Source organism: Alloalcanivorax venustensis ISO4, from assembly GCF_015356855.1.
In the GTDB taxonomy this organism is placed as follows: domain Bacteria; phylum Pseudomonadota; class Gammaproteobacteria; order Pseudomonadales; family Alcanivoracaceae; genus Alloalcanivorax; species Alloalcanivorax venustensis.
In genome coordinates this window covers 49,979-74,100 of record NZ_ARXR01000008.1, presented here as the reverse complement: position 1 = coordinate 74,100, position 24,122 = coordinate 49,979, and the positions used below count along the sequence as shown (strand labels likewise).

The following is a 24,122-nucleotide window of genomic DNA, read 5'->3' as shown; positions in this document are numbered from 1 at the left end:
TCAGGGATGTCGAGTTACGGCCAGCCATCGGCCTGATCTAGAACAACAATGCGTGATGGATGGAGTGGTCTGCGCTATATTTGATGTCCAAGCACTCAGACAGTTTCGCTGAAAAGTCGTCACTCAACTGTCTAAGAGTTTGATATTCTTCACTTTGAGTACGCTCTTCTTTTTCGACTCGTTTTAACGCTTCGCGAATCTCAGGGTCGCTAATTTTTGCCAAGAACTGGTCATAGATTTCGAGTACTTCTTGGCCACATCGATCATCGATAAGCCGCTCGATCCTGCTCAGAACCGGGATGCCAAATAGTTCTATGGCTCTTTCCTCCCATTGGCGATAACCGGCATCAGCCATCTCTGCAATGGTAAGAATCCCTCCGAAGTAAAGTATCTTTCTGGAAAATCGAAGCTTAATACTTCTTAAACCCCATTCTTTTCCATCTTCGAACACCTTATGCTCAAAATCCGTCGCGATCGTTCTGTAATAACGGATAACGTCATTGAGCAAAAACCTGGGCAGCTCTGCTTTTTCGGAGCTGTTCTCCATGTAGCGCTTCAGCAACGAGCGCTGATAGCGTTCAAATCTATCTTCACCGTATAGCCAGGTTCCCTCCAGCAGGAAGAGCATACGCCTGGTCAAGCTCTTGTTGTCGTCGTACTCACCACCGATATTAGTCTTCATTTCCGAAAACTGAATGACAGCGTCTTTTCCAAACGTCCCTGTACTACCAGAGCGTTCCGGCACATGCTGCTTTATAACCGCCTCGATTTGTTCTAGTTCGACCTTGATTGCGTCATCGGCAGCTTCATCGGCGTCGTAAATAATAAAATGATCAATATCAGATTTGGAAGAAGCTTCCTCCCTTCCATAAGAGCCAGTAGCGACAATAGTAATCTTTTCATTATTCTTACTTTTCTTCAGTACACGATGAATATCGTCTCTTATTTCGGCAAGCTTTTCAGTGGTAAACCTGCGAGTCTCCCTTATATAATCCATTGTTATCATCCTCCCTGTGCGCCAAGGCACTTTTCACATCCCAACCGTCTTTCGTTACTTCTTTCTTATTAACCTTATATCTTTCGGCAATATCTTCACTTTCAAACACGATGTAGTAGTCGCGCTGGCAGTAAGTCGTGACAGCATCATCCATACTCGAATTTCGGAGGGCATGAAATAAATCCGGAAACTCCAACAGCCACTCTTTTTCGGTGGACAACAGTTTTTCTCTACTTAGTTCAACTTCATTTTTTTCAAAATAAAGCTGGCAATACTGGTCCGCTTGGAGCCCCTCAAGACTAGTAATAAAAGAGTTGTATACACTGCCTTTCAATTGCCAGAACCAATCCAAAGACTTTTTGCCAGCCTCACTCGATTCCAGAAAAGCGGCTCGAGCAATGTCAAGCGGACAGGCTGGCTTGTGTCCTCGAAAACTCTCAAAACTGCGTAGTATGCCGTCAATGGTATCGATGTTGATGGGGCTTTCGAACAGGTCCGCGCCTTGCCCACCGCCCGCATCCCCGGCGATCAATAACTTGATTCTTTCCCGATCAAAATACTTTGCCAGCCACCAGGATAGCTGCTTGTCCTCCTCCATGAACTGCTCACCAAGCTCATGGTGACCTATCCCCAGACGGCGCTTAAAGTAGGGTTCAGCACTATGTGAAAGGGGTGCGTGCCCAATATCGTGTAAAAGGGCGGCAACGACGACGTGGTTCCGGGTCTCTTCGTCATAATTACGATGCTCGGAGATAAAATCGGCAAGAGCCGCCACCCCCAAGGTGTGATGAAGACGATCCCGCCCTATCCGGGGCCCCTTATGTACCAAGGATGTGTAGTCGATTGCTCCCAGAAAGGAGATGTCTTTAAGCCGTCTGACCGGGCGACTCTCCAAAACACGACGGATCATGGAGTCCGAGCGCCATTTGGATAGCCAAAACTCGATATAACGATCTGAAATATAAGACATGGCGACTATTCTTCTAGGTTTTTAAGTTTCGCTGTATAGCTATCATACATTTGGCTGGCGTCCAATTCCTTTACTAACTCATCCTGTCATCTCAGGGAGATGTGTTAATTTTGCATTTTTGACCACTGTCTTGATAGCGCTGTCTGAGCGATTCCGCCAGCCCCCGCTTGGCCTGGTCATCACCGTGCACCAGGCGGATTTCCCGGGGCCACCGGGTCATACCGGTGACGAAGCGGAGCAATCCGTGGCGGTCGGCGTGGGCGGAGTAGCCGCCGATGGTGTCGACACCGGCCTTTATCTCGTGAATCTCGCCGTCCAGTTCCAGCTGGCCGCCCTGCCCTTGCGTCTGCAGCTCCCGGCCGGGGGTGCCGGCGGCCTGGTAGCCGACGAACAGCACGTTGTGGCGCGGGTCGCCGAGCATCGCCTTGAGATAATTGACGATGCGCCCGCCGGCGCACATGCCGCTGGCGGCGACCACCACCGCCGGGCGGCCCGTGCCGGCCAGGTGGGCGACCATGCGCTGGTGGGTTTCATGGTCGTCCACCGTGAACAGCTGCTCGAATGCCAGCGGGCCACGCCCCTGGCCTACCCGTTCCAGCGCCTGTTCGTCCCAGTGCTCACGGAGGCCCCGGTAGGCCCGGGTGAACCGGCTGGCCAGCGGCGAATCCAGGATCACCGGCAGATCATTCCAGTGGAGCCCGCCGGCGGCTTCCTTGCCCTGGTTCTCATAAATCAGGTCTTCCAGCTCGTAGAGCAGTTCCTGGGTGCGACCGATGCTGAACGCGGGGATCAGCACCGTGCCCCGGTCCACCAGGGCGCGCTCGATCAGGGTCCGCAGGCGGTGACGGCGGGCGCCCGGGTCGTCGTGTTCCCGGTCGCCGTAGGTGCTCTCCAGCACCAGGATGTCACAGCCGTCCGGCTGTTCGGGTGGCCGCAGTATCGGCGACGCCCTGTTGCCCAGGTCACCACTGAAGATCACCCTGGTGTCCTGACCGCGGGCCTCACCGGTCAAAGCACACTCCACATAAGCGGAGCCGAGCAGATGCCCGGCGCGGCGCAGGCGGATCGCCGCCTCTTTGCCCGCGCCCTGATAAACACTGTGCCACTGGCCGAAGGGCAGCGGCCGCAGCAGACGCTGTACGCGGCGCAGGTACCAGTTTATCGCCTCCGGTTGGCGGCTGACGGCCAGCTTAAAGGCGTCCTCCAGCATGATCGGCAGCAACTCGGCGCTGGGCTCACTGCAATAGATCGGGCCGTCAAAACCGGCGGCCAGCAGCCAGGGAATACGCCCCACATGATCGAGATGCACATGGGTGACCACCAGCGCCCGGATGTGGCGGATGTCGAATTCGATTTCGGGGCGCCCGGCGTCGGCGCCGTCCGCCCCCCGGTCACCGCCCTGAAACAGGCCGCAATCGATCAGCAGCCCCGCGTTGTCGTCCAGCGTCAGTTCGTGGCATGAGCCGGTGACGCCGGTGGCGGCGCCGTGGTGTTTTATCACACTCTTATTGGAATCGTTCACTATCTGTCCCCCGTTCAGGCACGCTACCGCCGCAGGGTTTGCCGTCGATTCCCTGAGGACGGATCGGTGCCTGTTTCTTTTTTTGGCAGATCTCTGGGATCCTGCCGGCAAGCTGGGCTTGCCTTTCGCGGGCTGGGCCCGCTCCCACAAGGCCCGCTCTCACAACCAAAAAGGGTTACAACGTGCTTACGTCTCTTAGGGCCAGGGTGAGGCGGTGCTGCTTGTGGAGCATGCTGAGCAGCACGATGGCGCGCTCCTGGCCGTCGAAGCGGTGGAACACCGCTTCCATGTCCGCGAAGGGGCCGTGTTCGATGCGCAGGCGGTCGCCCGGGCGCAGCGCGGGGCGGTCGTCGTTGGCGCTGGTCTGGGTCTGCAGCTTGAGGGCATCGATTACGGAGGGCGGCACCGCCGCCGGGCGGTCGCCGAAGGCCACCAGTTTGGTCACGCCCCGGGTGGAGCGGATGGTGTGCCAGCCACTGCCCTGCTCGGACAGTTGAATAAAGAGGTAACCGGGGAACAGGGGCTCCTGGCGCTGCACGCGCCGGCCGGCGCGTACTTTTTCCAGGCAGAGCTGGGGCTGAAAGCAGGTAAACCCCTGATTTTCCAGGTTTTCCTGGGCCCTGTAGTTCTGGTTGGCGCGGCACTGAACCACGTACCAGCCTGAATCGCTCATGCCGTTATCCTTTTCGGGGCTCTGCCCGTGCCCGGCCCTTGTGAGGCCGAGTGTCCGTATTCGAGTAGCTTCGCGCGGGGAGGTGACGCTCGCGTGACGGAGCCTACGTTAGCCGGGCGGAGTCCGCCTTGCCGTAGTGCTCAGGTTGTCTTTTGTTGCGATTTTTTACATTCCCCCCGGAATATAGCCTCGTGATCCTAGTGCAAATAGTTTATGTGATCAACATCACAAATAGGGATTACTGTTTACCACCCTTTTTCCGCAGCGAATTTAATATCGCCAGGTCAGACCGGCCTATCAGGATGTTTCGCCATATCGGCGTACCGGTAAAATAACGGTGCATCGCCAGACGCAACGCAAAATTGATGCCATAAGCCAAAGACGTGGCGACGGCCGCCCCATGGATCCCGTGACCCGGGATGAGTGCCACGTTGCCGGCCACATTAATAAGCACCACCACTATCGAGGTGTACATATTCAACTCGGGTCGCCCGCGGGCGGCGATGTCGTTGGCAAGAACGCGGGAAGCGGACCCCAACACAATGCCGGGCAACAACAGCACCAGGGGCCAGTAGGCTGCAACGAAATCCGTGCCGAAAACCAGCAGAATAAACGGGTAACCGACGAGTGCCGTCAACAACGACGCTGCCAGGGTAATCCACAGCACCCACCGGGTGACGATGGGGGTGAGTTGCTTACGCTTGGCTTCATCGCTGGAGAGCTGGGACAACCGTGGGAGGAGTACCGTGCTCGCCGCCCGGGAGAGCAGCCACAGACGCTCGGAGAGTTGGACGGCAATGACATATACCCCGGCGGCCGCCGGACCGGTGAAAAAGTTCACCAGAAAGATATCCGCGCGATAGTTCACGAACGCCAGTATGTTGCTGAGGTGGGCTTTGTAACCGTAGGTCAACAGGGCCCGCCCATAGTGCGGAAACGCGGGCCCCTCACCTTTGACCCAATAACCTCTGACGGTAAAGAGGGCCACGATAAGTGTCGCCAGGGCGGCGGCGAGATAGGCGGCCAGCATCCACTCAATGGCATCCACGCCCCCGAGAAGGAGCAGTATCACGAAAATCAGGGTCAGTGACGGCTGCAACAGCAGAATCAAATTAAATCGTTTGAACTGCTGAAGACCCTGAAAAACGCTGGAAATCAACGCCAACAAAAGAGAGATCGGGAATACCGCCAACGCGACCCATAACAGCTCCTCGGGTACGCCCTGGAACCACCGTTCGGCGAAATGCAGCACCACCGTGGCTCCCACTGCGAGGCCCAGCAGCGCGATGACAGCGTACAGCTTGAACGTGGTTCGTAGCGCCGCCGCGGCCCCAACGCGCGCGGCGCCGAGATAGTAGATGTTCGCCGAGCCGATACCCAGGTTCAACAGCGATGCCAAGGTGGTGGGCAGTAACAGGGCGACTGCGTAGGCACCGTTGCCTTGCGGGCCGAACACCCGGGCGATCAACGCCAGAGTCAGCAACTGAAGCACCCCGGCGCCCAATTGCCGTGCCAAAGTCGCGGCAATATTGCCGGTAAGCTTCTTCAAACCGAGCCCGGGCCCCTTCATAGGGCTTTCATAGCGTCGAATACCCGTGAGCAGGCGTTGGCGTCTCGGTGGGTGAAAAACATCTTTCTCACCTGCTCACGGTGCTCAGCCCAGCCGGGTGCGCCCCGTCGGGCGTCGCTTAACGCTTTCAGCATCTCTGTCGTCGAGCCGACCTTGGGGCCGGGTGTCACGAGATCGTAGTCGTAGGCCATGCCCCGAGTGCTCAAATACTCCCGCAGATCGAAGTTGACGAAAATCGGGGGTACGTCAGCCAGCAACGGTTCCATATAGATCGACGAGTAATCGGTGACGATGGCTTCGTACTGGTGGAGTACCGAATCGACATCGCCCACTATTTTTTCCGTAAGCAGCTTAATGTTATCGGGAAATCCGGCCGCGAGCTGCTCCGCCTGGATGTTGGAATCCGTGTCGTTAGGATGAGGTCTTAGGTGGATTTCCATATCCGGCTGCTCAGCGAAGAAACCACGCAGTGCGGCGTCATCCAGGTCGTCGAACGGGAAGAATAGCGGCCTGTCGAGATCGTAATCCCGAAACGTAGGTGCATAGAGCACCTTAAAGCGATCCGCGTGCGTAATCTCGCTCTCACGGTTGTGAAGGTAAACATCGGCGCGCGGTAGGCCGGTGACGGAAACACGGCGAACATCCACGCCCTGAAACGCGGCGGTGTTGTAGCAATCGATGTCGGAGCTGGCGATGCACATGGAGTAGAAACGCGTCTCACGCAGCCGCTCGCGGCAGCCGGCCGGAGTCGCCTTATGATCGGTAAGGCCGGCACGCTTAATACCTATCGCGTGCCAAAGCATGATCACCCTGGCGCGTTTCGCGAGCGGCCAGAATATACCGAAATCGGAACCGCCGTGGGAGATGACCGCGAACTCGGCACGGGCGCAAAGCAGGAATCCGGCCAGGCCGGCCCTTGCGACGAAACGCGACGAAGCCTCCGGCAACTCCACCGGCGTAAAGCCGCGAGCGTATAACCAGTACGCTTGATGATCGTTCCGCGTCATCCACTCGAACAGAGCGCGTGAGTTCCCCGAGTAGCGGTTTCTCGCTTGCGAAAAGACAACGAGGCCAGGTTTGCGCGGAATCAACATGCCGAGCACCCCCAACGTCCATGCCAAAATGACGAACAACAGCTTCTTCATGGCTTAATCGCCGAACGTTTTCAGTACGTTTCTCAAGACCTCGACCGAGTCGCGCATCTGCTGAATATTTTCGATGGAGAGCCCCGATGTCAGTGCTTTTATCGAAGACGATGAAATGCCATGGGTACGGCTCAGATACACGACCTCGCAATGCGGCTTAAGGAAGTCGAATTTTCCCTCCCAATCGTCACCGATACCGAAGATATCCACATTGTGCTCGCGCACGTCGTCGATTTTCTGGTCCCAGGACGACTCGGGTATCACCAGATCCACCGCGTCCACGGCCTCAAGCACCTCGCGGCGGTCCTCAAAGCGCATTAAAGCGCTCTTGCCCTTCAGGGCATTGAACTCGTCCGTCGAGAGGCCCACGATCAAACGGTCACCCAGCGCCTTTAAGCGCCGCAGCAGCCGTACATGGCCAACGTGGAAAATATCGAACGTCCCGTATGTCAGTACCACTTTCATTGCTTAGCCCTTCACGCCGGCGGTTTGTCATTGAAATAGGCCTGGATGCGACGGTAGACCCAGTCGTTCTCACAGACCGGATATCCGAGATACTCCCTCGGCTTATCGATAAGCCGCCATTTCCATAAGTGGATAAAACTGCGCACCCGTGGGAGATTGTCGTTTCTCAGACCCTCGCCGTGGAGGACGAACCCGAGCTCGTCCAGCCCGCCGGGCAAACAGCGCACCGATACGCCGTTGTTTAAAAGCAGACGTGAATACCACAGGTCGTCGGCGGTGGGCGCCACCCGCATATAATCCTGATTATCCAAATCCCCGGGCGAGAAGAAGTCTTTTTTTAGTACCGCACCACCGCCGAAGGTAATGATCAGATCCCGTTGCCGCACGCCCGCTTCCTTGATGATCGGCCAGGACAGGTATGTTCGTGGTTTGCCCGTCGGGCCGTGGCGGACGGCCCGGACACGGAGGGCGGGCACCTGCCGTTTGTCGCTATCGAACCCTGCCACGAGAGTCGCCAGCCACTCTCGACCATAAAAAATATCGTCATCGGCGGTGACGATCAGATCCTCATCCTCACAGACTCTCAGCAGCGGCATCAATTTCCTGTACGGGCCCTGGTTTTCCGTCCAGCGGAATTCCACACGGTCCGCCAGGGCTCCAAGGTCTCCGGTAACCGTCTCGAGAACCGCGGGGTCAGCGATGCCGGTATCGCGCAGGTAGGGCTGATCGGACACCCAGACGATAATTTTGTCGGGCAGACACGTCTGTGTGGCAATGGACATCAGGGCCATTCTGCACAGCGGTAACCGTTGGGCAGTGGTGGTGAGACTAACCAGCAGCACCAGATATCTCCGTCAGAACGCTGTCGCCCCGGCCGACACCAAAATAAAGCAGACCGGCGGCACGTACGGAGTCCGGCTCATAGATATTACGGCCGTCCACCATTACGGGGGTGCGCAGGGCGTCACGTATTGCCTTGAAGTCCGCGACTCGGAACTCCTTCCATTCGGTACAGATTACCAAGGCGTCGGCACCGTCCAGCGCGTCCACGCGATGCTCCGCCAAGGTCAGGTCGTTACGGTCGCCGTAGAGGCGGCGACACTCGTCGCGCGCCTCCGGGTCGTAGGCCTGAATATGGCCTCCAGCGGCCCATACCGCTTCCATCAACGTGCGGCTAGGCGCTTCACGCATATCATCGGTATTGGGTTTGAAGGCCAGGCCCCAGACCGCGATGGTCTTACCGTTCAGGTCGCCGTCAAAGGCATTGCTCAGCTTGTTGAAGAGCGTGGACTTCTGATGATCGTTGACCGCTTCCACGGCGCTCAGCATGCGCGCCTCATAGCCCACTTCATGGGCGATGCGCTCCAGTGCGCGCACGTCCTTGGGGAAACAGGAGCCGCCATAGCCGCACCCGGGATAAATAAAGTGATAGCCAATGCGCGGATCGGAACCGATGCCAAGGCGAACATTCTCAATGTCCGCCCCCAGCCGCTCGGCCAGATTGGCCATCTCGTTCATAAAGCTGATTTTGGTGGCCAGCATAGCGTTCGCGGCGTATTTGGTGAGCTCGGCGGAGCGCACATCCATGAAAATCAGCTTGTCGTGGTTCCAGTTGTAAGGGGCGTAGCACTCACGCATCAGTTCACGGACCTTATCCGACTCCGTGCCGACGACGATACGGGCACCACGGGTGAAGTCCTCGATGGCGGCCCCTTCCTTGAGGAATTCCGGGTTGGAGCAGACGTCGAAGTCGTGCTCGACGCCCCTGCCCGCCAGTTCGGCGATAATAGTGGCCCGGACCCGGTCGGCGGTGCCCACCGGCACGGTGGATTTGTTGACCACCAACTTATAGCCGTCCATATGCCGGCCTATGGTGGTGGCCACGGATAGTACGTACTGCATGTCGGCGGAGCCGTCTTCGTCCGGCGGGGTGCCCACGGCGATAAACTGCATGGTTCCAAAGGCAACACCCTGTGCGGCATCGACCGTGAAGCCAAGCCGCCCTTCTTCGCGGTTCCGCGCCACCAAGGCCTCCAGCCCCGGCTCAAAGATCGGAACCACTCCGCGCTCCAGGGCTTCCACCTTGGCCGGGTCCACATCAACACACAGCACATCATGGCCTGCGTCCGCCAGACAGGCCCCGGTGACCAGGCCCACATAGCCGGTGCCGAATACAGTGATTTTCAATCTAAGTCTCCTTGCAGAACACGTTTCCTTCGCGCGGCAACCGACACTACCGGGATCTGGTCAACTCGGCCCTAGTAACATACGGTAGTTTTTTACGGCGCTGTTCCGGGTATTAGCGTTAGCGACCTTAACAGACTCACGGTGCAGCGCCTCCCTGTCCTGTGCGGACAGGTAGATCTGGATCTTGGATTCAATTTCCGCCTCCGTGGGCGCCGCGACCAGATAACCGTTTACACCCTCTTCGACCACACCATCAATACCCCAGCCCTGGTGGCCAATCACCACGCAGCCCGACGCCATCGCTTCCAGATAGACCAGCCCAAATGTTTCCTGGACACTGGGCATCAAAAAGAGATGCGAGGCACGCATGGCTTTCAGCACCTCCGCTCGTGGCGTGAAGCCGTATTGGCGCACCGCCCTGGTTAGTCCGAGTTGCTCAATGTCACGGGTGATGGCAGCGCTAAGCGGGCCGTCTCCGTAAAGATGGACCGTCAGACGGACACCCTGGTCGATCAGAGCCCTGAAGGCACGCAGACAAGGTTGAACGTTCTTTCTCGGTATCATTAAGGAGGCCATGGTAATCACCAGGCCCCCTTCGAGGGAAATGTCCTTGCTCTCCAGGTCAATGATCTCCGCCGCGTCGATGCCTGAGTAGACGATGCCGGACGGCTCGACGCCGTAGTTGTCTTTCAGTTGGCGCGCGAGCGCATGGGAGCGGACGAACGTCTTGTCCGCCGCATCCAGGCATCGGCGTAGCTGCGGCTTGCCCAGGTCGGAGCCGTGGACCACGAAGTACTTCTTCGCCGGCCTGCGACCAAGCACCCGCTTCGCGGCGATAAAGTTAAAGCTCTGGTGGCAGATGGCGAAGTCGAAGCGCCCGCGAAAGCCCATCAGGAACAGCACCAGCCTGGTCAGCAGGGCTGAATAGATAAACCGGAAGCCGATGGTCGGCACGTCGTACACCGGCAAGCCGTTCAGAACGCGCTTTCTGGGCCAGTAGGGGCCGCCTTTAACGATCAGCGGCAGAAAGCGCAGCACGGCGGTGACTTCCAGTCCCTCGGCGATGGCGCCGTCGACGAGCTCGCGAACCGCCAGCGTATTGCTGGTCAGATCGCGCTCGTCGGTGATCGCATAGAGGTTGCTGCAGACGATGCCTTTCATGGGGCTCCCAACGGTGGGGGTCTCGGACTCAGACGCCGATTTTCTCGATCAGCTGGCGCACGCACTCACCGATGTCGTGCTCGGCGGTGTTGATCACCACTTCCGCGTTGGCCGGGGCTTCGTAGGGGCTGTCGATGCCGGTGAATTCCTTGATCTCGCCGGCGCGGGCTTTCTTGTAGAGGCCCTTGGGGTCGCGCTTCTCGCACTCTTCCAGGGGGGCGTCGGCGAACACTTCCACGAACTCGCCGTCCTCGAACAGGGCGCGGGCGGCGTCCCGGTCGGCGCGGAACGGGCTGATGAAGGCGGTGATCACCACCAGGCCGGCGTCGACCATCAGCTTGGCCACTTCGGACACCCGGCGGATGTTCTCGGTGCGGTCCTCGTCGCTCATGCCCAGGTTCTTGTTCAGGCCGTGGCGCACATTATCGCCGTCCAGCAGGTAGGTGTGCTTGCCCTGCTCGGTGAGCGCCACTTCCAGGGCGTTGGCCAGGGTGGATTTGCCGGAGCCGGACAGGCCGGTGAGCCAGATGCACTTGGGCACCTGGTTCTTCTGCTTGGCGCGGTCGTCCTTGGTGATGTGGGTCTGGTGCCAGATCACTTCGGCCTGGGACTCATTCTCTCGGCGTTGGTAGGGCGTATCAGTCATGTTGCCTCCGTTCGGGAAGCTGCAAGCTACAAGCTGCAAGCTTCAAGCTAAGTTCGCATCGCGCTTATCAGCGCGTGCAGCATCTTCGAGATATCCTGGGCTTCGCGTTTCCAGCGGTGGCCCACTTCGGGGCTGATGTAGCCAATTTCTATCCCAATGTATATCTGGGTACGCAACTCACCGGATGAGCCTTTTGCGTAGTTCAGAAACACCGCTTTCTCTTTGTCAGACGCCCGCTCATACCCCTCGGCGATATTCGAGGGAATCGACAGCCCTGACCGGGTGATCTGATCTCGAAACCCAAAATCCCGACACTGTGCGAAATGCCGGTATATGTCAGCGCTCAACCGCGCCGCCCGTCTCCATACGGACAATTCCTCAAAACGCATCCTTGCGTCCTCTTGTAATTCCAGACCGCGAATTCTACACGATCCCCCCTCAGCTCTCCCCCACCCGCTTGCAGCTTGAAGCCTGTAGCTTGCAGCCGGCCGCTAGAACGCCCAAACGAGCGGGATGAGGCCAACACTGACAGTCGCGGCCACCAAACTCATCGGGATGCCGATCTTAAGGTAATCGGTGAAGCGGTAGCCACCGGGGCCCATGACCATGAGATTGGTCTGGTAGCCCAGCGGGGTCATGAAGCTGGCGCTGGCGGCGAACATGACGGCGACGATGAACGGCAGCGGGCTGACGCCGAGCTTCTCGGCGACGCCGGTGGCGATCGGGAAAACCAGCACGGCGGCGGCGTTGTTGGTGATCACTTCGGTGAACAGGGCGGTGATCAGATACACCAGCAGCAGGGCCAGCCAGGGGCTCTGGATGCTGTCGGCGAGCATGGCGTCGACCAGCCAGGCGGCGGTGCCACTCTGCTCCAGGGCGGTGCCCAGGGCGAAGGCGGCGCCGATCACCACCAGCACGGGCAGATTGACGCTGACGTTCATGCGCGCCCGGTTGACGGTGACGCAGCGGGTGACCAGCAGCAGGCCGGCGGCCAGGAAGGCGGCCTCCAGCACGGACACCAGGCCGATCACGTTGACCCCGACCATGGCCACCAGGATCACGGTGGCCAGGGGCGCCCGGCTGAAGTCCGGCGGGGTGGAGTCGCTGAGCGGGCTGACCAGCATGAAGTCGCGGCGGTACTGGTACTGCTCGACGAAGGTGTCGCTGGTCTCCAGCAGCAGGGTGTCGCCGGTGCGCAGCACCTGCTCGCCGACCTTGCCGGGCAGGCGGCGGCCGCCGCGGCTGATGCTGAGGATGGCGGCCTGGTAGCGGGTGCGGAAGCCGGTGTCCTTGACGGTTTTGTTAACGCCGGGGAACTCGGGGCCGAGCACCACCTCCACCAGGCAGCGCTGGTGGTTGTTCAGGCGCAGCTTGTGGGCGCCGCCGTGGGCGGGGATCAGGCCGTTGACCCGCTGCAGCTCGCGGGCGCACTCCGGGGCGCCGATAAAGGCAAGCTGGTCGCCGGCCTGCAGCAGCTGGTCCGGGCCGACGGCGGTGAACAGCTTGTCGCCGCGCTGTATCTCGGTGAGGTAGCCGTGGGTGAGGTTACGCAGGCCGGCGTCCTGGATGCTTTTGTTGTGCAGCGGGCTGCCTTCGGGAATCACCATTTCCACGTGGTATTCGCGGGCCTGCTCGACCTGCTCCACCAGGCCTTCGCGCTCGGGCAACAGGCGGCGGGCGCACAGCAGCAGGAATACGGAACCGGCGACCAGCAGCGGTACGCCCACCCAGGCCATGTCGAAGATGTGGAAGCCTTCGATGCCCCGGTTCTGCATCATGCCGTCCACCACCAGGTTGGTGCTGGTGCCGATCAGCGTGCAGGTGCCGCCGAGGATGGCGGCGTAACTGAGCGGCAGCAGCAGTTGCGAGGCGGACAGCTTCAGGCGCTGGGCCCACTCCTGCACCGCCGGGATCATCATCGCCACCACGGTGGTGTTGTTGAGGAAGGCGCTGAGGATGGAAGTGGGCAGGATCAGCCGGGCCTGGCTGCCCAGGGCGCTTTTGGGCTGGCCGAGCAGCTTGTGGGCCACCCAGTAGATGGCGCCGGTGTCGCGCAGGGCGGCGGCCACCACATAGAGCACCGCCACGGTGATCAGCCCCGGGTTGGCGAAGCCGGCCAGGGCCTGCTCCACGGTGATCACATCGCCCACCAGCACCGCCACCAGGGCGGCCATCATGGTGACCTCCGCGGGCACGCGGTTGGAGGCCAGCGCCGCCAGCACCGCAAGCACCACCAGCGATGTGTAGATCATTTCAGGTGTCATAAGGCGGGAATGGTACCTGGGGGCTTATAACCTGCAACTTTGGGTTTGTTCTTTGCTTATAAGGAACAGCTACAAGCCTCAAGCTTCAAGCCGCAAGCTGGACCCCTGCTTGTAGCTTGCAGCTTGAGGCTTGAAGCAACCTGACGCCGCAGGCGTCAGGTTTTATCGCTGTTGTAGTGATAAGCGTAGTAGCCATATTCGTTGCTGGCGCGGCGTTCGATGGCGTTAAGGATAGCGCCTTTGATCTCGACGCGGTTCTGCTCGAAGCGGTGCACGCTGACGTCCACTTCCTTGGCGGAGTTCACGCCGTAGCGGGCGACGATCAGGCTGGTGCCGGCCTGCTGGCCGATGATGGCGGCGTCGGTGACGGCGAGGATCGGCGGGGTGTCCACCAGCACCAGATCGTACTCGGCGGAGAGCCGTTCCATCAGCGCCTTAAAGCGGGCGTGCATGAGCAGCTCCGCCGGGTTGGGCGGAATCTGACCGCGCGGGATAAAGTGCAGGTTCTCCACCTTGGTTTCGTGGATGGCCTGCTCGTGCTCCGCCTGACCGGACAGGAGATCGGAGAGGCCCACGTCGTTCTGGTTTTCGAAGTAGCGGTGCAGGTGGCCCTTGCGCATGTCGGCGTCGATCACCACCACCTTCTGGCCCACCTGGGCGAGCACCGCCGCCAGGTTGGCGGAGATAAAGGATTTGCCCACCTCCGGGCTGGGGCCGGAGATCATCATCACCTTGTTGGAGGCCTCCATCATGGCGAAGTGTAGGCTGGTACGCAGGCTGCGCAAAGCTTCGATGGCCAGATCCGCCGGGTCGCTCACCGCCAGCAGCGGGATCGGCTCATGCTTGGAGCGTTTGCGGCGGCGCATCATCGCCACGATGCGGTCCAGCTTTTGCTGCTGCTCGGAAAGGGGCACGGCGGCGTAGACCGGGATGCCCTGCTCTTCCAGTTGATCCGGGCTTTCAATACCGCGGTGCAGCAGGCCGGCGCCGAGCACATAGCCGGCGGAGAGAATCAGGCCGAGAGCACCGGCCAGGGCGGTGACCAGGCCTTTTTGCGGCTTCACCGGCGACGGGTAGACCACGGCATCGTCGATGATCCGCACATTACCCACGGTGCTGGCCTTCATGATGCGCAGTTCCTGCGCCCGGTTCATCAGACCGACGTAGATCTCCTGGTTGAGTTCCACGTCGCGCATCAGGCGCAGGATTTCCTGCTGGGTTTCCGGCAGGTTGCCGATCTGATCGTTAAGCTGGGCCTTTTCCTGTTCCAGGGAGCGGCGCTGCTCAAGCAGGGTGCGGTAGGCGGGGTGTTCCTGGGTGAACTTGGCGGAGACTTCGCTCTCTTTGATTTTCAGTTCGTTGAGCTTGGCTTCCATGGAGACCAGGCGGCCGAGCAGGGACCGGGTCTCCAGCTCCATGTCCACGGAGTCCCTTTGCAGGCGGTATTCGTTGAGCTTTTCTTCAGCGGCGGTGAGCTTGGCTTTCAGCTCCGGAAGCTGTTCATCCAGGAATTGAAGGCTCTTTTCCGCCTCGGCGGCTTGGCGATTAATATTTTGCAGGAGATAGTTTTCCGCCACCGCGTCCAGCTCTTTCTGGATGCGCGCCTGATTGGGGCCGGTGAGGGTGACGGTAAGGATGCCGGTCTCTTTGCCCTTTTCCAGCACTTCCATGCGGCCGCGCAGGCTGTTGATGGCGGACAGCCGGGACTGGCGCACCAGGGTCAGATTTTCTCCGCCGTACTGCCATTCACCCAGCTCCAGGGCGATGGTTTTGTCGTCGCTAGTAAGCACCTGATCAGCGGGACCGCCAAGCACTTTTTGCCCCTGGTAATACAGAGCGGGATGGCCCTGGTCGTCGGCGGTGAGAGTGAACGCCGCGCCGCGCAGATTGTCCGGCATCGTGAAGCGTTTGACGGTAACCAGAGTTTGGCTGTCGCGGTAGCCCGCGAACAGCGGTCGCGGCGTGCCCGGCGGCGCCGGGTCCGGGGCGTTGAACGCGCCCAATACCGGTGTGCGGTCCGGTGAGACCAGGATATCGGTGTGCAGTTGCTCGACCACGTTCCCCAGGACCATGCGCGAGGTGAGGATGGCGATCTCCGCCGCCGCCGAGGATTCCTGACCGAGGGCCTCGTTAAGCTCCTCAAACCCGGGCAGGCCGGCCTGCTTCTTCTCCACTTGCAGAAGCGCATCCGCTTTGTAGATTGGCGTGGCCAGGGCCGCGTACAAGGCCCCCAACAGCAACGCCAGCACGGTGGTGCCGAGAATCAGCCACTTGGCGTCGATCAGCAGCGCGAACAGGCGGTGCAGATCGATTTCGTCGTCCAGGGGGCCGGAGCGGGCGCGGGAAGTGGTGGACTCGTTACTCATGGGGTGTCGTCATTCCTGTGTTCATATTTTTTTCAGCCAGGCGTCCGTGGCTTGGCGCATCAGCGGATAGATTCTCTCGAATACTTCCCGGCCCCGCCGGTAGGGGTCGGGGATATCCTGGCCGCCGTTCCAATGGCTGAGCAGAAAGGTCTTGCCGCTGGCTTCCGGGAACTGCTGGATGATGCGGTCGCGCTGGCGCCCTTCCATGACCAGGATGAGATCGGCGTCCTGGCACAGTGCCCGGTCAAGCTTGCGGCCCTGATGGGGGCCGCACTCCAACCCCTGAGCGGCGGCCACGTCCCGGGCGGTGGGCTCCATATCGTGGCCCTCCAGGCCGACCAGGCCGGCGGAGCTGATCCGTTTGTCGGGCCGGGCGGCGGCCAGCATGGCCGCCACCGTGGGGCTGCGGCAGATATTGCCGTCGCAGACCACCAGAATACGCTCGAACATCTAGTCGCTTCCCAGCTGATCTTCGGCGCGACCGCCCAGATAGAGCGCGGTGACGCTGGGTACCAGCAGGCTCAGCACGCGGTTCCAGCGGGCCAGCGGCGCGGCGGTGACGTAGACGATATCGCGGGGCTGGAGCTGGAAGCTGTCCGCCAGCACCAGGGCGGCGGCGTCCTTGGCGTTAAGCTGGTAGACGTCGATGCCGTGCTCCTGGCCGGGCTGCGCCTTGCGGAAGACGAAGATGCCGGAGGCGTCCGCTTCCCGCTCGTCCAGGCCGCCGGTGTCAGAGAGCGCTTCCGCCAGGCTCATGCCGTTACGGCCCATGGGCACACTTTGCGGCCGGCTCACCTCTCCAAGCACGAATATCTTGTTGTCTTCCGCCCGGGAGACGTTGACCACATCACCAGGACGCAACAACACATTCTGAGCGGCATTGCCGTTTTGATAAATATCACGCAGAGACAGCCGGAATTCCTTGCCACCTCGGGTGAGAATCACCTGGGACCAGTTGGCGTTGTCGCTGATGCCGCCGGCGGCGCTGACCGCATCGACCAGGCGCATGGGCAGGTTGGTAATGGGGTAGGTACCGGGACTGCCCACCGCACCGGTGACGTAAATTTTCTTACTGCGGAAGCCAGCCACGGCCACGTCCACCTGGGGGGATTCAATGTACTCATCCAGGCGCTTGGTGATCATCTCGCGGATTTCGGTGACCTTCATACCCTCCACATGGACCTTGCCCACGTAGGGATAAAAGATGCTGCCGTCGCTGTGCACCAGGTTGCCGGACTCCTGGGCACTGCGCTGGGAGCCGGCGGGGATGGTCAGCTCCGGATGATCCCAGACGGTGATCTGCAGGACATCGCCGACGCCCACTTCGTAGTCGTAATTTTCCGGCGAGTCCGCGAGGGCGTCCGGTAATTCCGGTGCTGGCGCCTGTTTTTGATCGAGGATGGCGGTGGTGATGGTGTGGGTTTTAATTACGTCCGGCAGGTCGGCGGCGTCCGGCTGTTCGTCTTCAGCGAACCAGCCCGGCTCCGCGTCGCGGTCGGACCCGGGCACGATGGTGCAGCCGGCAACGGCCAGCAGCAGGCCGCATGTACCCAGTGTTTTCATTATTGCTGTCATAACCGTTTGGGAGTCCTTTACCAGTCAAACGTGCGGCGCCATTGCGCCATGGCGGTGACCTGTTCGCGCTCACCGGCGAAGGTGTCCACCGCTTCGTCGGTGGCGGCCAGGGCCCAGGTGAGCCGCCCGCCCAGCAGGCCGTGTTCCAGCCGTAATTCAGCCAGCACGATATCTTGTTCCGCATTGGCTTGCAGTATTTCGGCACCGTCGGGCTCAACTTGAGCCCGTTTGCCGCCTTCCGCGTTGAGGGTGGCGGTGGTCACCGAGGCGGTGAATACCGCGCCGTTGCGGAAAAACTGCTGGCCGCCCAGGGTCAGCGCGCGGGCGTCCCCCTCGAAGGTGGAGGCCAGGCTGCGCCCATAGTAGCGGAAGCCGCTGCGGTAGGTGCTGTGTTCGTAGGCGGTGTTAAAGCGGGCGTCGCTGACGGCACGCCCGGCGACGGTATCGGTGCCTTCCAGGAAGAAACGCTGGCTGCCGGTACCGAAACCGGTGAGGGCGTCGAAGCCGACCAGGGCGGAGTACTTGGACGGCAGGCCGCCGGCTTCGTCCTCGCCCATCATCTGGCCGTAGAAGCCGGTGGGCACGCCAAAGACCGGGAAGCCGGCGCGGAAATCGAAACCGCCCACCTGGTTACTGGGGTCGTCTTCCTCGGCAAAGCCGGTGCTTTGGCCGTTGTCCTTACCGATCAGAGCGTCGCCGAAGGAATCCAGGCCGTCGGGCCGCCCTTCCCCGCCCCACTGGAACAGCCGGGTCAGGCCGATCTGCAGAAAGCTGGCCGGCCGGAAGGTGAGGCGGCCGCCGACCAGCTTGGCGTCTGAAATGGCGCGGTCCTGCTCGAGCTGGCCGATAAACGCCTGGAAGTCCCAGGGGCCGATCCAGTTCAGCCACGGCGAGCGCGGCGCGTACTGGGTCTGGCGACCAAACCACAGGCCGGGCACCGGGCGGGCGTTGTTGGAGAGTGCCAGGGAGCTGTGGTGGCCGGGGCCCCACCAGCGGTCGATGGCGCCGGCGCCGAGCTGCCAGTTGCCGAAGCGGCCGGCGACGAAGCTGCCGTCGGCGCGCAGCTCGCTGGTGTCTTCGCGGTCGTCGGTGTCGGTGTAGCCGACCTGGATGCGGGCGGCGTAGCGGCGGCCGGTGAAGGAGACCGCCGCCGAGCTGTCCACCTGGCCGGCGGGCTGAGCGCCGAAGTGGCGGAACAGGGGCTCTTCATTGGCGCCGCCGAGGGTGACGGTGGCGGTGCGGGTTTCGGTTTTGGCGCGGTCCAGGGCGGCACGCAGGTAGGCGGCGTGCTCGCTGGTGCGGCAGGTGTCGCTGGCGCCGCGCAGGCCTTCGGCCACGGCCGACCAGTTCACCGGCCAGGTGGTGGTGAGGCCGTCGAAGCAGCCCAGCGCGGAGAGCGCTTCCAGATGGTGCCGGGCGCGCAGATCCCCGGTCTCCGCCCAGGGGGCGGCGGCGGCCGTCGCGCTCACGCTTAGCAGTACACCCAGGGCTCCGCCTTTGACTGCTCGGGGCCAGAAGGCCCGCTTGAACCCACTTAACACTGGCGGCTTCCTATCCTGATGATTGATTTGTTTCCCCGGTCCCTGGGGCGAGGATTATCACCCGCAAGTTTTGTCATGCCTATGACACGGAGCGGCATTTTACATTGTGTTTACTATATTGCTAACCCCGGGTGACAGAGCGGCGACAGGATGCGGCTATTTCTCCTGGTTACAAATGAGGCGGGCCTCTTCCAGGGCGGCGGTGCGGTGCTTGGTGGCCTGCTTGTACTCCGGGTCGGCGAGCATCTGGGCGAACGCCTGGATGGAGGGGTAGCGCACCAACAGCACTTCGTCCCAGCGCTCCTCTTCCGGGGCGATCACGCCGGCCAGGGTGTCGCCGGCCCAGAGCATCTCGCCGCCCACGCCTTTGACCTTCTCGAACGCCACCAGTGAGTAGCGGCGGTAGGCTTCACGGCCGTCGTAGTCGGCTTCGCCGTCCTTGTAGCGGGCTTTGTCGCGGAAGCGCAGCAGGTTGAGCATGACGATGGGGGTGTCGGCGGGAATGCTCTTGAGGATGTGCGGCAGGCGTTTCGGATCCGGGTCGACGACGGGCATGGTGTGCTCTCCTTGATTGTGATTATTGGCAATCAGGTTGCCCCTTCCCCGCCCCGCCGCCAATGGTGAGATGCGCCAATTCCATGGGCGGCCTTGCGGCGGGAGCAGAAGGACACGATAGATTGATAAGATCATGTAAGATTTCTACATTTCGGATCACAACGAGCACAATAGATAGGTAAGCCTCTCTCTAGTAGGATTCCTTTGTGATAGTGGCATGTAGAAGATGCTCCTCCCGAGATAGGTGTCAGTTATGTCAGACAAGCCCAAGACCGTTTCCAGCACCCGTTTCTCGGATTTTATCCGCAATGCCTCCTCGGCTGAGCGCAAGCAGGTCTATAAAGACGTGCTGGTGCGGGCCACCGAACGGCAGAAGCGTCTGATCGCTGAAGCTGAAGCCGCTAAATAGCCTGTTCAGCGGGCGCAGCACTCCCGCTCTTCCCCCGGCTCTATCCTCAATTTTAAACCTCTCCCCGCCGGTGCCAATTCTATGGGCGCCACCGGAGGCAATGGGTCGGACTATCAAGGAACCTCTCTGGAATCTTGCCGGCCGGCTAGGCCGGCCTTTCGCGGGCGGGGCCCGCTCCTACAAGGAGGCCGTTGGCGGCGCAGAAGGCGCGGAGGTCGTCAAGGTACTGCTCCGGCACCGTGACGCGGGCCGTCACGTGCTGGCTGTACTGGATCTCTTCCAGGCGGGCGCCGTGCTGGTCGCACCAGTGGCGCAGGGGCTGCTCGTCGGCGAAGCCGAGCTGCAGGGTGAGCGTCTGCTCGGGGATCTGTTCGGTGACGCGCATGGCGGAGAGCACCGCTTCGGCGGCGCCGGCGTAGGCGCGCACCAGGCCGCCGGCGCCCAGTTTGACGCCGCCGAAGTAGCGGCTGACCACCACCATGACGTCCCCCACCCCTTTGTGCTGGATCACGTTGAAGATCGGCTTGCCGGCGGTGCCGGAGGGCTCGCCGTCGTCGTTCATGGCGCCCTGGCCGGACTGGGGGTCGCCGATCAGCCAGGCGTGGCAGTGGTGGCTGGCGTCCGGGTAGCGGGCGCGGGCCTGCTCGAGCACGGCCTGGGCCTGGTCGCGGTCCTGGACCGGGCGCAGCCAGGCGATGAAGCGGCTTTTGTTGATGATCAGTTCGCGGTCGACGGGGCCGGCGGGGGTTGGGTAGGTCATCGGGGGAGGTTATCACGGCCCTACCTGATTAGGGGATGTGACCGGTCGTCGCTGGCCCGTAGGGTTTTCGGCACAACAAAAGCTGAAAATTGGAAGCGACATGCGAACGACGATGTTTATGCAACGGGGCGCGGGCACCGTGCTGATGGGCGCCCTGGTAGTGGCGGTCGCCGCCTGCGGCGGGGGTGGTAACAGTAGTGGCGGCGGTAGCACCGGCGGCACGGGCGGCGGCACGGGCGGCGGCAGTGGCGGCGGGGGCGGCGGCACGCCCGGCTCTCTGACGCTGGCGTCCAACAGCCCGGGCGACGGCGCCACGCAGAAGGCGGATTACCCGGTGGCGGCGGTGTTCTCGGCGCCGGTGGACCCGGCCAGCGTGGACATGCAGAGCTTCGCGGTGACCGCCGGAGTGAATGAGGTGGACGGCACCTTCAGTTACAGCGACGACGGCTCGGTGGTGATCTTTACGCCGAACGCGGCGCTGGTCGACGGCCAGGACTACACGGTGACGCTCAACGGCATTACCGACCAGTCCGGCGACGCGCTGAACGCGGAACAGACCTGGACCTTCACCGCCAACGCGGTGGCCAATTATGACTGCGCGGTGGGCGCGGTGCCCGCGAGCCTCAACCTGAACGCGGAACAGGACGCCTACTACTCTCAATACGCGGACGCCAACGGCCTGCCGGTGCTGGGCGGTAATCTGGTGTCGGCGGCGGCGCTGACCCACGCCTGCGAGACCATTCTGGGGATGATGAGCCTGCGCCAGGATCTGCTTGAGCGGATGATCGCCAACGGCACCATTGCGGCGGTGACCGGCGACGGCGAGGGGATCACGCAGATCCCCGCCTACTCGGACCTGGATACGGTGTTCCCGATTACCGGCGACACCTGGGATAACCGCGCCCGGGGCGGGCTGGGCGCCACCAAGGCGCGGCCGGTGAGCAGCGGCACCGAGGAGAACGTGCTGTGCTACGGCAACGACCCCTACCAGGCCGGCGGCGTGCACGAGGACATCTTCCTGCATGAGTTCGCCCACTCGGTGGACCTGATGGCGCTGGAAGATCTGGACCCGGACTTTCTCGATGAGGTGCAGGCCGCCTACGACGATGCGCTGGCCAATAACCTGTTCGAGAACACCTACGCCGACGACACCGTGGAAGAGTACTGGGCGGAAGGGGTGCAGACCTGGTTCAACACCAACCTGGAGTCCGATCCGCCTAACGGGCTGCACAACAGCGTCAATACCCGCGCGGAGCTGGAGAGCTACGATCCGGCGCTGCACGGTCTGATCTCACGGATTTTTCCCACCGACTATGACGGTGGCTGCCCTGCGGGCGCGCCCTGATCCCGACCTGCCGGTTACGCGCCTTGGGGGCGCACCACGGCCCGCTTCGGCGGGCCGTTTTTATTTGTGCGAGCGAAATTGTGGGAGCGGGCCTCGCCCGCGAAAGGGAGCGAAGCTCCCGGCGGGATACCAGAGGTCTCTGGGATCAGGGTTGGAGGGTTCAGGCCGAGAAGGCGCGGGCAAAGTCCCGGAAATCATCCAGATGTTCGTGGCAAAGCTGGAAGACGATGTTCCAGTTCACCGCTTCATAATTATGGACGACGATATTGCGAAAACCGACCGCGCCTCTAAGACGGTCAGCCAGCTCTTGGGGAATTTTGTCGCCCTGCGCCAACAGCGAGAAGGTCTCGCCCATGGTTTGCGGCGCACCCAGATCGTCTTGATCCGCGAGCCAATGGGCCGCTATATCAACGCAAAGCTGTATCGCCCGGGTAAGATTCAACGACACAATATCCTGAGCGTCCAGGTCCTCGGACAACAACTCAGGCGTATCCGGACAACGCTCATGGAGCCGGCGCACACAACGTCGCAGCGACTCAAGTTTTTGGTCGATTATGACTTGATCCATGCGCGCCGCCGTGTTTCCAGAATGTGTTTCTGCAGCGGGATAAAATCCTCGCCATTGGTTAGGTGGCGGCTTAGCAATATCGCCATATGGGTCGGCGCGCCCAGCAATCGCCGCCCTTCTTTCAAGATTTGTCCGAGCAGGGGTTCTCCGACACGGTTTAAATCCACCAAGTCCACAGAACGTCCCAAAGCACCGGCGAGCGCCTTGATCATGGCCTGCCGCTGCTCAACGGTTAGCGGACTTTCCAGCATCACACCGATATCCAAATCACTGGCGGCAGTCGCTTCACCACGAGCCATCGAACCAAACACCACTACCAGCCGGGGACTGAACGGCTGGAGTGCTGCTTTAATAAATTGGTCTGTGTCTGTCGGTATCATTGTCCGAGAATAGCATCTCTATGGCATCAGGACGACGGCGCCGTGGGTGCGGCGGGCTTCCATGTCGTCGTGGGCCTGGCCCACGTCCTGGAGGGCGTAGCGGACCGGGTCGTCGGGGGTGAGGATGCCGTCGCGCAGGGCCTGAAAGAAGGCGTCGGCGGCGGCGTCGCGGTCGGCCGGGTCGGCGGTGTAGTGGCCGAGCATGGGCCGCACCACGGTGAAGGAGCCGGCGGCCAGGCGCGGCATGGCGAGCGGCTCCACCGGGCCGGAGGACTGGCCGAAGTTGACCAGGTGGCCGCGCGGGGCCAGGCAGGCCAGGGAATCGTAGAAGGTGTCCTTGCCGACGGAATCGTAGGCGACGTCCACGCCGCGGCCGTCGGTGAGCTGCTTGACGGTGTCCACCACGTTCTGTTCCCGGTAGAGAATTACATGGTGGCAGCCGTGGCGGCGGGCGCGCTCGGCTTTGTCCTGGCTGCCGACGGTGCCGATCACGGTGGCGCCCAGGTGGCGCGCCCACTGGCACAGCAACTGCCCGACCCCGCCGGCGGCGGCCTGGACCAGGATGACGCTGCCCTCGCGGACCGGGAAAACGTCAGTGAGCAGGATGCGGGCGGTGAGGCCGCGCACCATCATGCCGGCCACTAGCACGTCGTCGATGTCGTCCGGCAGGCGCACCAGCCGGCCGGCGTCGATCAGACGCTGGTCGGCGTAGGCGCCGTAGTTGCCGGAGGTATAGGCGACCCGGTCGCCGGCGGCGAAGGCGGTGACGCCCTCGCCCACTGCCTCAACGACGCCAGCTGCTTCCAGTCCGGGAATGCCCGGCAGCGTCAGGGTCTGGTAGAGCCCGGAGCGCACGTAGATGTCGTGGAAGTTGACGCCGATGGCGGTCTGCTTGAGACGCACCTGGCCGGGGCCGGGCTCACCCACCGTGACCGTTTCCGGCCGCAGCACCTGCGGCCCGCCCGCTTCGTGCATGATCATCGCTGTCGCCATGGGGTCTCCTGATGGGTGACTGGCCTTATG

The 24,122-nt window shown here is 61.6% G+C and carries 24 protein-coding genes; 2 read left to right on the top strand and 22 right to left on the bottom strand.

Annotation, left to right across the window (positions count from 1 at the left end; all coding sequences use genetic code 11):
• Positions 1-37: 37 nt before the first annotated feature.
• The 18 genes from ISO4_RS06930 to ISO4_RS06845 form a co-directional block, all read right to left on the bottom strand.
• The gene (locus ISO4_RS06930; RefSeq protein ID WP_194855652.1) at positions 38-997 is read right to left on the bottom strand and encodes a nucleotidyltransferase domain-containing protein; all 960 of its coding nucleotides are present in this window, start codon (positions 995-997) and stop codon (positions 38-40) included.
• Positions 960-1,967: an HD domain-containing protein gene (locus ISO4_RS06925; RefSeq protein ID WP_194855651.1), complete on the bottom strand. Its 1,008-nt coding sequence runs from the start codon at positions 1,965-1,967 to the stop codon at positions 960-962. The genes ISO4_RS06930 and ISO4_RS06925 overlap by 38 nt, the downstream gene beginning before the upstream one ends.
• Before the next feature lie 91 nt (positions 1,968-2,058).
• Positions 2,059-3,489 carry an MBL fold metallo-hydrolase gene (locus ISO4_RS06920; protein ID WP_194855650.1) on the bottom strand — a complete coding sequence of 477 codons (1,431 nt, stop codon included), beginning with the start codon at positions 3,487-3,489 and terminating at the stop codon, positions 2,059-2,061.
• Positions 3,490-3,664: 175 nt separating this feature from the next.
• Positions 3,665-4,162, bottom strand: coding sequence for a transcription/translation regulatory transformer protein RfaH (rfaH, locus tag ISO4_RS06915; protein ID WP_194855649.1), 498 nt, complete (start codon positions 4,160-4,162; stop codon positions 3,665-3,667).
• Between the two features lie 238 nt (positions 4,163-4,400).
• Positions 4,401-5,711, bottom strand: a complete 1,311-nt coding sequence (locus ISO4_RS06910; RefSeq protein WP_194855648.1) for an oligosaccharide flippase family protein — start codon at positions 5,709-5,711, stop codon at positions 4,401-4,403.
• Between the two features lie 17 nt (positions 5,712-5,728).
• Positions 5,729-6,877: a CDP-glycerol glycerophosphotransferase family protein gene (locus ISO4_RS06905; protein ID WP_194855647.1), complete on the bottom strand. Its 1,149-nt coding sequence runs from the start codon at positions 6,875-6,877 to the stop codon at positions 5,729-5,731.
• Between the two features lie 3 nt (positions 6,878-6,880).
• Positions 6,881-7,342, bottom strand: coding sequence for a glycerol-3-phosphate cytidylyltransferase (tagD, locus tag ISO4_RS06900; RefSeq protein ID WP_194855646.1), 462 nt, complete (start codon positions 7,340-7,342; stop codon positions 6,881-6,883).
• 11 nt (positions 7,343-7,353) lie between these two features.
• The gene (locus ISO4_RS06895; protein ID WP_194855645.1) at positions 7,354-8,184 is read right to left on the bottom strand and encodes a glycosyltransferase; all 831 of its coding nucleotides are present in this window, start codon (positions 8,182-8,184) and stop codon (positions 7,354-7,356) included.
• Positions 8,171-9,529, bottom strand: a complete 1,359-nt coding sequence (locus ISO4_RS06890; RefSeq protein WP_194855644.1) for a UDP-glucose dehydrogenase family protein — start codon at positions 9,527-9,529, stop codon at positions 8,171-8,173. The genes ISO4_RS06895 and ISO4_RS06890 overlap by 14 nt, the downstream gene beginning before the upstream one ends.
• 60 nt (positions 9,530-9,589) lie before the next feature.
• On the bottom strand, positions 9,590-10,690 hold the full coding sequence (locus ISO4_RS06885) for a glycosyltransferase (RefSeq protein ID WP_194855643.1): 1,101 nt from the start codon (positions 10,688-10,690) through the stop codon (positions 9,590-9,592).
• Between the two features lie 28 nt (positions 10,691-10,718).
• Complete coding sequence (gene cysC / locus ISO4_RS06880) at positions 10,719-11,336, bottom strand: adenylyl-sulfate kinase (RefSeq protein WP_194855642.1); 618 nt, start codon at positions 11,334-11,336, stop codon at positions 10,719-10,721.
• Positions 11,337-11,383: 47 nt separating this feature from the next.
• On the bottom strand, positions 11,384-11,725 hold the full coding sequence (locus ISO4_RS06875) for a four helix bundle protein (RefSeq protein ID WP_194855641.1): 342 nt from the start codon (positions 11,723-11,725) through the stop codon (positions 11,384-11,386).
• A 102-nt stretch (positions 11,726-11,827) separates the two neighbouring features.
• Positions 11,828-13,600, bottom strand: coding sequence for an SLC13 family permease (locus tag ISO4_RS06870; protein ID WP_194855640.1), 1,773 nt, complete (start codon positions 13,598-13,600; stop codon positions 11,828-11,830).
• Between the two features lie 155 nt (positions 13,601-13,755).
• The gene (locus ISO4_RS06865) at positions 13,756-15,966 is read right to left on the bottom strand and encodes a polysaccharide biosynthesis tyrosine autokinase (RefSeq protein ID WP_194855639.1); all 2,211 of its coding nucleotides are present in this window, start codon (positions 15,964-15,966) and stop codon (positions 13,756-13,758) included.
• Between the two features lie 21 nt (positions 15,967-15,987).
• Positions 15,988-16,416, bottom strand: a complete 429-nt coding sequence (locus ISO4_RS06860) for a low molecular weight protein-tyrosine-phosphatase (protein WP_194855638.1) — start codon at positions 16,414-16,416, stop codon at positions 15,988-15,990.
• Positions 16,417-17,529: a polysaccharide export protein gene (locus ISO4_RS06855; RefSeq protein WP_194855637.1), complete on the bottom strand. Its 1,113-nt coding sequence runs from the start codon at positions 17,527-17,529 to the stop codon at positions 16,417-16,419.
• A 29-nt stretch (positions 17,530-17,558) separates the two neighbouring features.
• The gene (locus ISO4_RS06850) at positions 17,559-19,010 is read right to left on the bottom strand and encodes a capsule assembly Wzi family protein (protein WP_323745348.1); all 1,452 of its coding nucleotides are present in this window, start codon (positions 19,008-19,010) and stop codon (positions 17,559-17,561) included.
• 228 nt (positions 19,011-19,238) lie between these two features.
• Positions 19,239-19,637, bottom strand: coding sequence for a DUF1330 domain-containing protein (locus tag ISO4_RS06845; RefSeq protein ID WP_194855636.1), 399 nt, complete (start codon positions 19,635-19,637; stop codon positions 19,239-19,241).
• 253 nt (positions 19,638-19,890) lie between these two features.
• On the opposite strand from ISO4_RS06845, the gene ISO4_RS06840 reads away from it, so the two are divergent.
• Positions 19,891-20,046, top strand: a complete 156-nt coding sequence (locus tag ISO4_RS06840; RefSeq protein WP_194855635.1) for a hypothetical protein — start codon at positions 19,891-19,893, stop codon at positions 20,044-20,046.
• A 145-nt stretch (positions 20,047-20,191) separates the two neighbouring features.
• Here the strand turns inward: ISO4_RS06840 and ISO4_RS06835 are convergent, their stop codons facing one another.
• A complete protein-coding gene (locus ISO4_RS06835; RefSeq protein WP_194855634.1) occupies positions 20,192-20,806 on the bottom strand; it encodes an IMPACT family protein in 615 nt (204 codons plus the stop codon).
• A gap of 100 nt (positions 20,807-20,906) precedes the next feature.
• Here ISO4_RS06835 and ISO4_RS06830 point away from each other — a divergent pair, with 100 nt between their 5' ends.
• On the top strand, positions 20,907-22,151 hold the full coding sequence (locus tag ISO4_RS06830) for an Ig-like domain-containing protein (protein WP_194855633.1): 1,245 nt from the start codon (positions 20,907-20,909) through the stop codon (positions 22,149-22,151).
• Positions 22,152-22,311: 160 nt separating this feature from the next.
• Here the strand turns inward: ISO4_RS06830 and hepT are convergent, their stop codons facing one another.
• Genes hepT through ISO4_RS06815 form a run of 3 tightly spaced genes read right to left on the bottom strand, consistent with a single transcriptional unit; the run spans position 22,312 to position 24,092 of the window.
• Entirely contained in the window at positions 22,312-22,719 is a 408-nt protein-coding gene (hepT, locus tag ISO4_RS06825) for a type VII toxin-antitoxin system HepT family RNase toxin (protein WP_142948383.1), read from the bottom strand.
• On the bottom strand, positions 22,704-23,099 hold the full coding sequence (mntA, locus tag ISO4_RS06820) for a type VII toxin-antitoxin system MntA family adenylyltransferase antitoxin (protein ID WP_142948382.1): 396 nt from the start codon (positions 23,097-23,099) through the stop codon (positions 22,704-22,706). The genes hepT and mntA overlap by 16 nt, the downstream gene beginning before the upstream one ends.
• Positions 23,100-23,117: 18 nt before the next feature.
• The gene (locus ISO4_RS06815; protein WP_142948381.1) at positions 23,118-24,092 is read right to left on the bottom strand and encodes a quinone oxidoreductase family protein; all 975 of its coding nucleotides are present in this window, start codon (positions 24,090-24,092) and stop codon (positions 23,118-23,120) included.
• Positions 24,093-24,122 lie beyond the last annotated feature (30 nt).

Bases quoted from the DNA above. Each gene is read 5' to 3' on its own strand.
- ISO4_RS06830 (WP_194855633.1), top strand. From the start codon at position 20,907: ATGCGAACGACGATGTTTATGCAACGGGGCGCGGGCACCGTGCTGATG.
- ISO4_RS06860 (WP_194855638.1), bottom strand. From the start codon at position 16,416: ATGTTCGAGCGTATTCTGGTGGTCTGCGACGGCAATATCTGCCGCAGC.
- ISO4_RS06885 (WP_194855643.1), bottom strand. From the start codon at position 10,690: ATGAAAGGCATCGTCTGCAGCAACCTCTATGCGATCACCGACGAGCGC.
- ISO4_RS06925 (WP_194855651.1), bottom strand. From the start codon at position 1,967: ATGTCTTATATTTCAGATCGTTATATCGAGTTTTGGCTATCCAAATGG.
- ISO4_RS06855 (WP_194855637.1), bottom strand. From the start codon at position 17,529: ATGAAAACACTGGGTACATGCGGCCTGCTGCTGGCCGTTGCCGGCTGC.
- ISO4_RS06930 (WP_194855652.1), bottom strand. From the start codon at position 997: ATGGATTATATAAGGGAGACTCGCAGGTTTACCACTGAAAAGCTTGCC.
- ISO4_RS06840 (WP_194855635.1), top strand. From the start codon at position 19,891: ATGTCAGACAAGCCCAAGACCGTTTCCAGCACCCGTTTCTCGGATTTT.
- ISO4_RS06870 (WP_194855640.1), bottom strand. From the start codon at position 13,600: ATGACACCTGAAATGATCTACACATCGCTGGTGGTGCTTGCGGTGCTG.
- ISO4_RS06905 (WP_194855647.1), bottom strand. From the start codon at position 6,877: ATGAAGAAGCTGTTGTTCGTCATTTTGGCATGGACGTTGGGGGTGCTC.
- mntA (WP_142948382.1), bottom strand. From the start codon at position 23,099: ATGATACCGACAGACACAGACCAATTTATTAAAGCAGCACTCCAGCCG.
- ISO4_RS06815 (WP_142948381.1), bottom strand. From the start codon at position 24,092: ATGGCGACAGCGATGATCATGCACGAAGCGGGCGGGCCGCAGGTGCTG.
- cysC (WP_194855642.1), bottom strand. From the start codon at position 11,336: ATGACTGATACGCCCTACCAACGCCGAGAGAATGAGTCCCAGGCCGAA.
- hepT (WP_142948383.1), bottom strand. From the start codon at position 22,719: ATGGATCAAGTCATAATCGACCAAAAACTTGAGTCGCTGCGACGTTGT.
- tagD (WP_194855646.1), bottom strand. From the start codon at position 7,342: ATGAAAGTGGTACTGACATACGGGACGTTCGATATTTTCCACGTTGGC.
- ISO4_RS06865 (WP_194855639.1), bottom strand. From the start codon at position 15,966: ATGAGTAACGAGTCCACCACTTCCCGCGCCCGCTCCGGCCCCCTGGAC.
- ISO4_RS06845 (WP_194855636.1), bottom strand. From the start codon at position 19,637: ATGCCCGTCGTCGACCCGGATCCGAAACGCCTGCCGCACATCCTCAAG.
- ISO4_RS06875 (WP_194855641.1), bottom strand. From the start codon at position 11,725: ATGCGTTTTGAGGAATTGTCCGTATGGAGACGGGCGGCGCGGTTGAGC.
- rfaH (WP_194855649.1), bottom strand. From the start codon at position 4,162: ATGAGCGATTCAGGCTGGTACGTGGTTCAGTGCCGCGCCAACCAGAAC.
- ISO4_RS06835 (WP_194855634.1), bottom strand. From the start codon at position 20,806: ATGACCTACCCAACCCCCGCCGGCCCCGTCGACCGCGAACTGATCATC.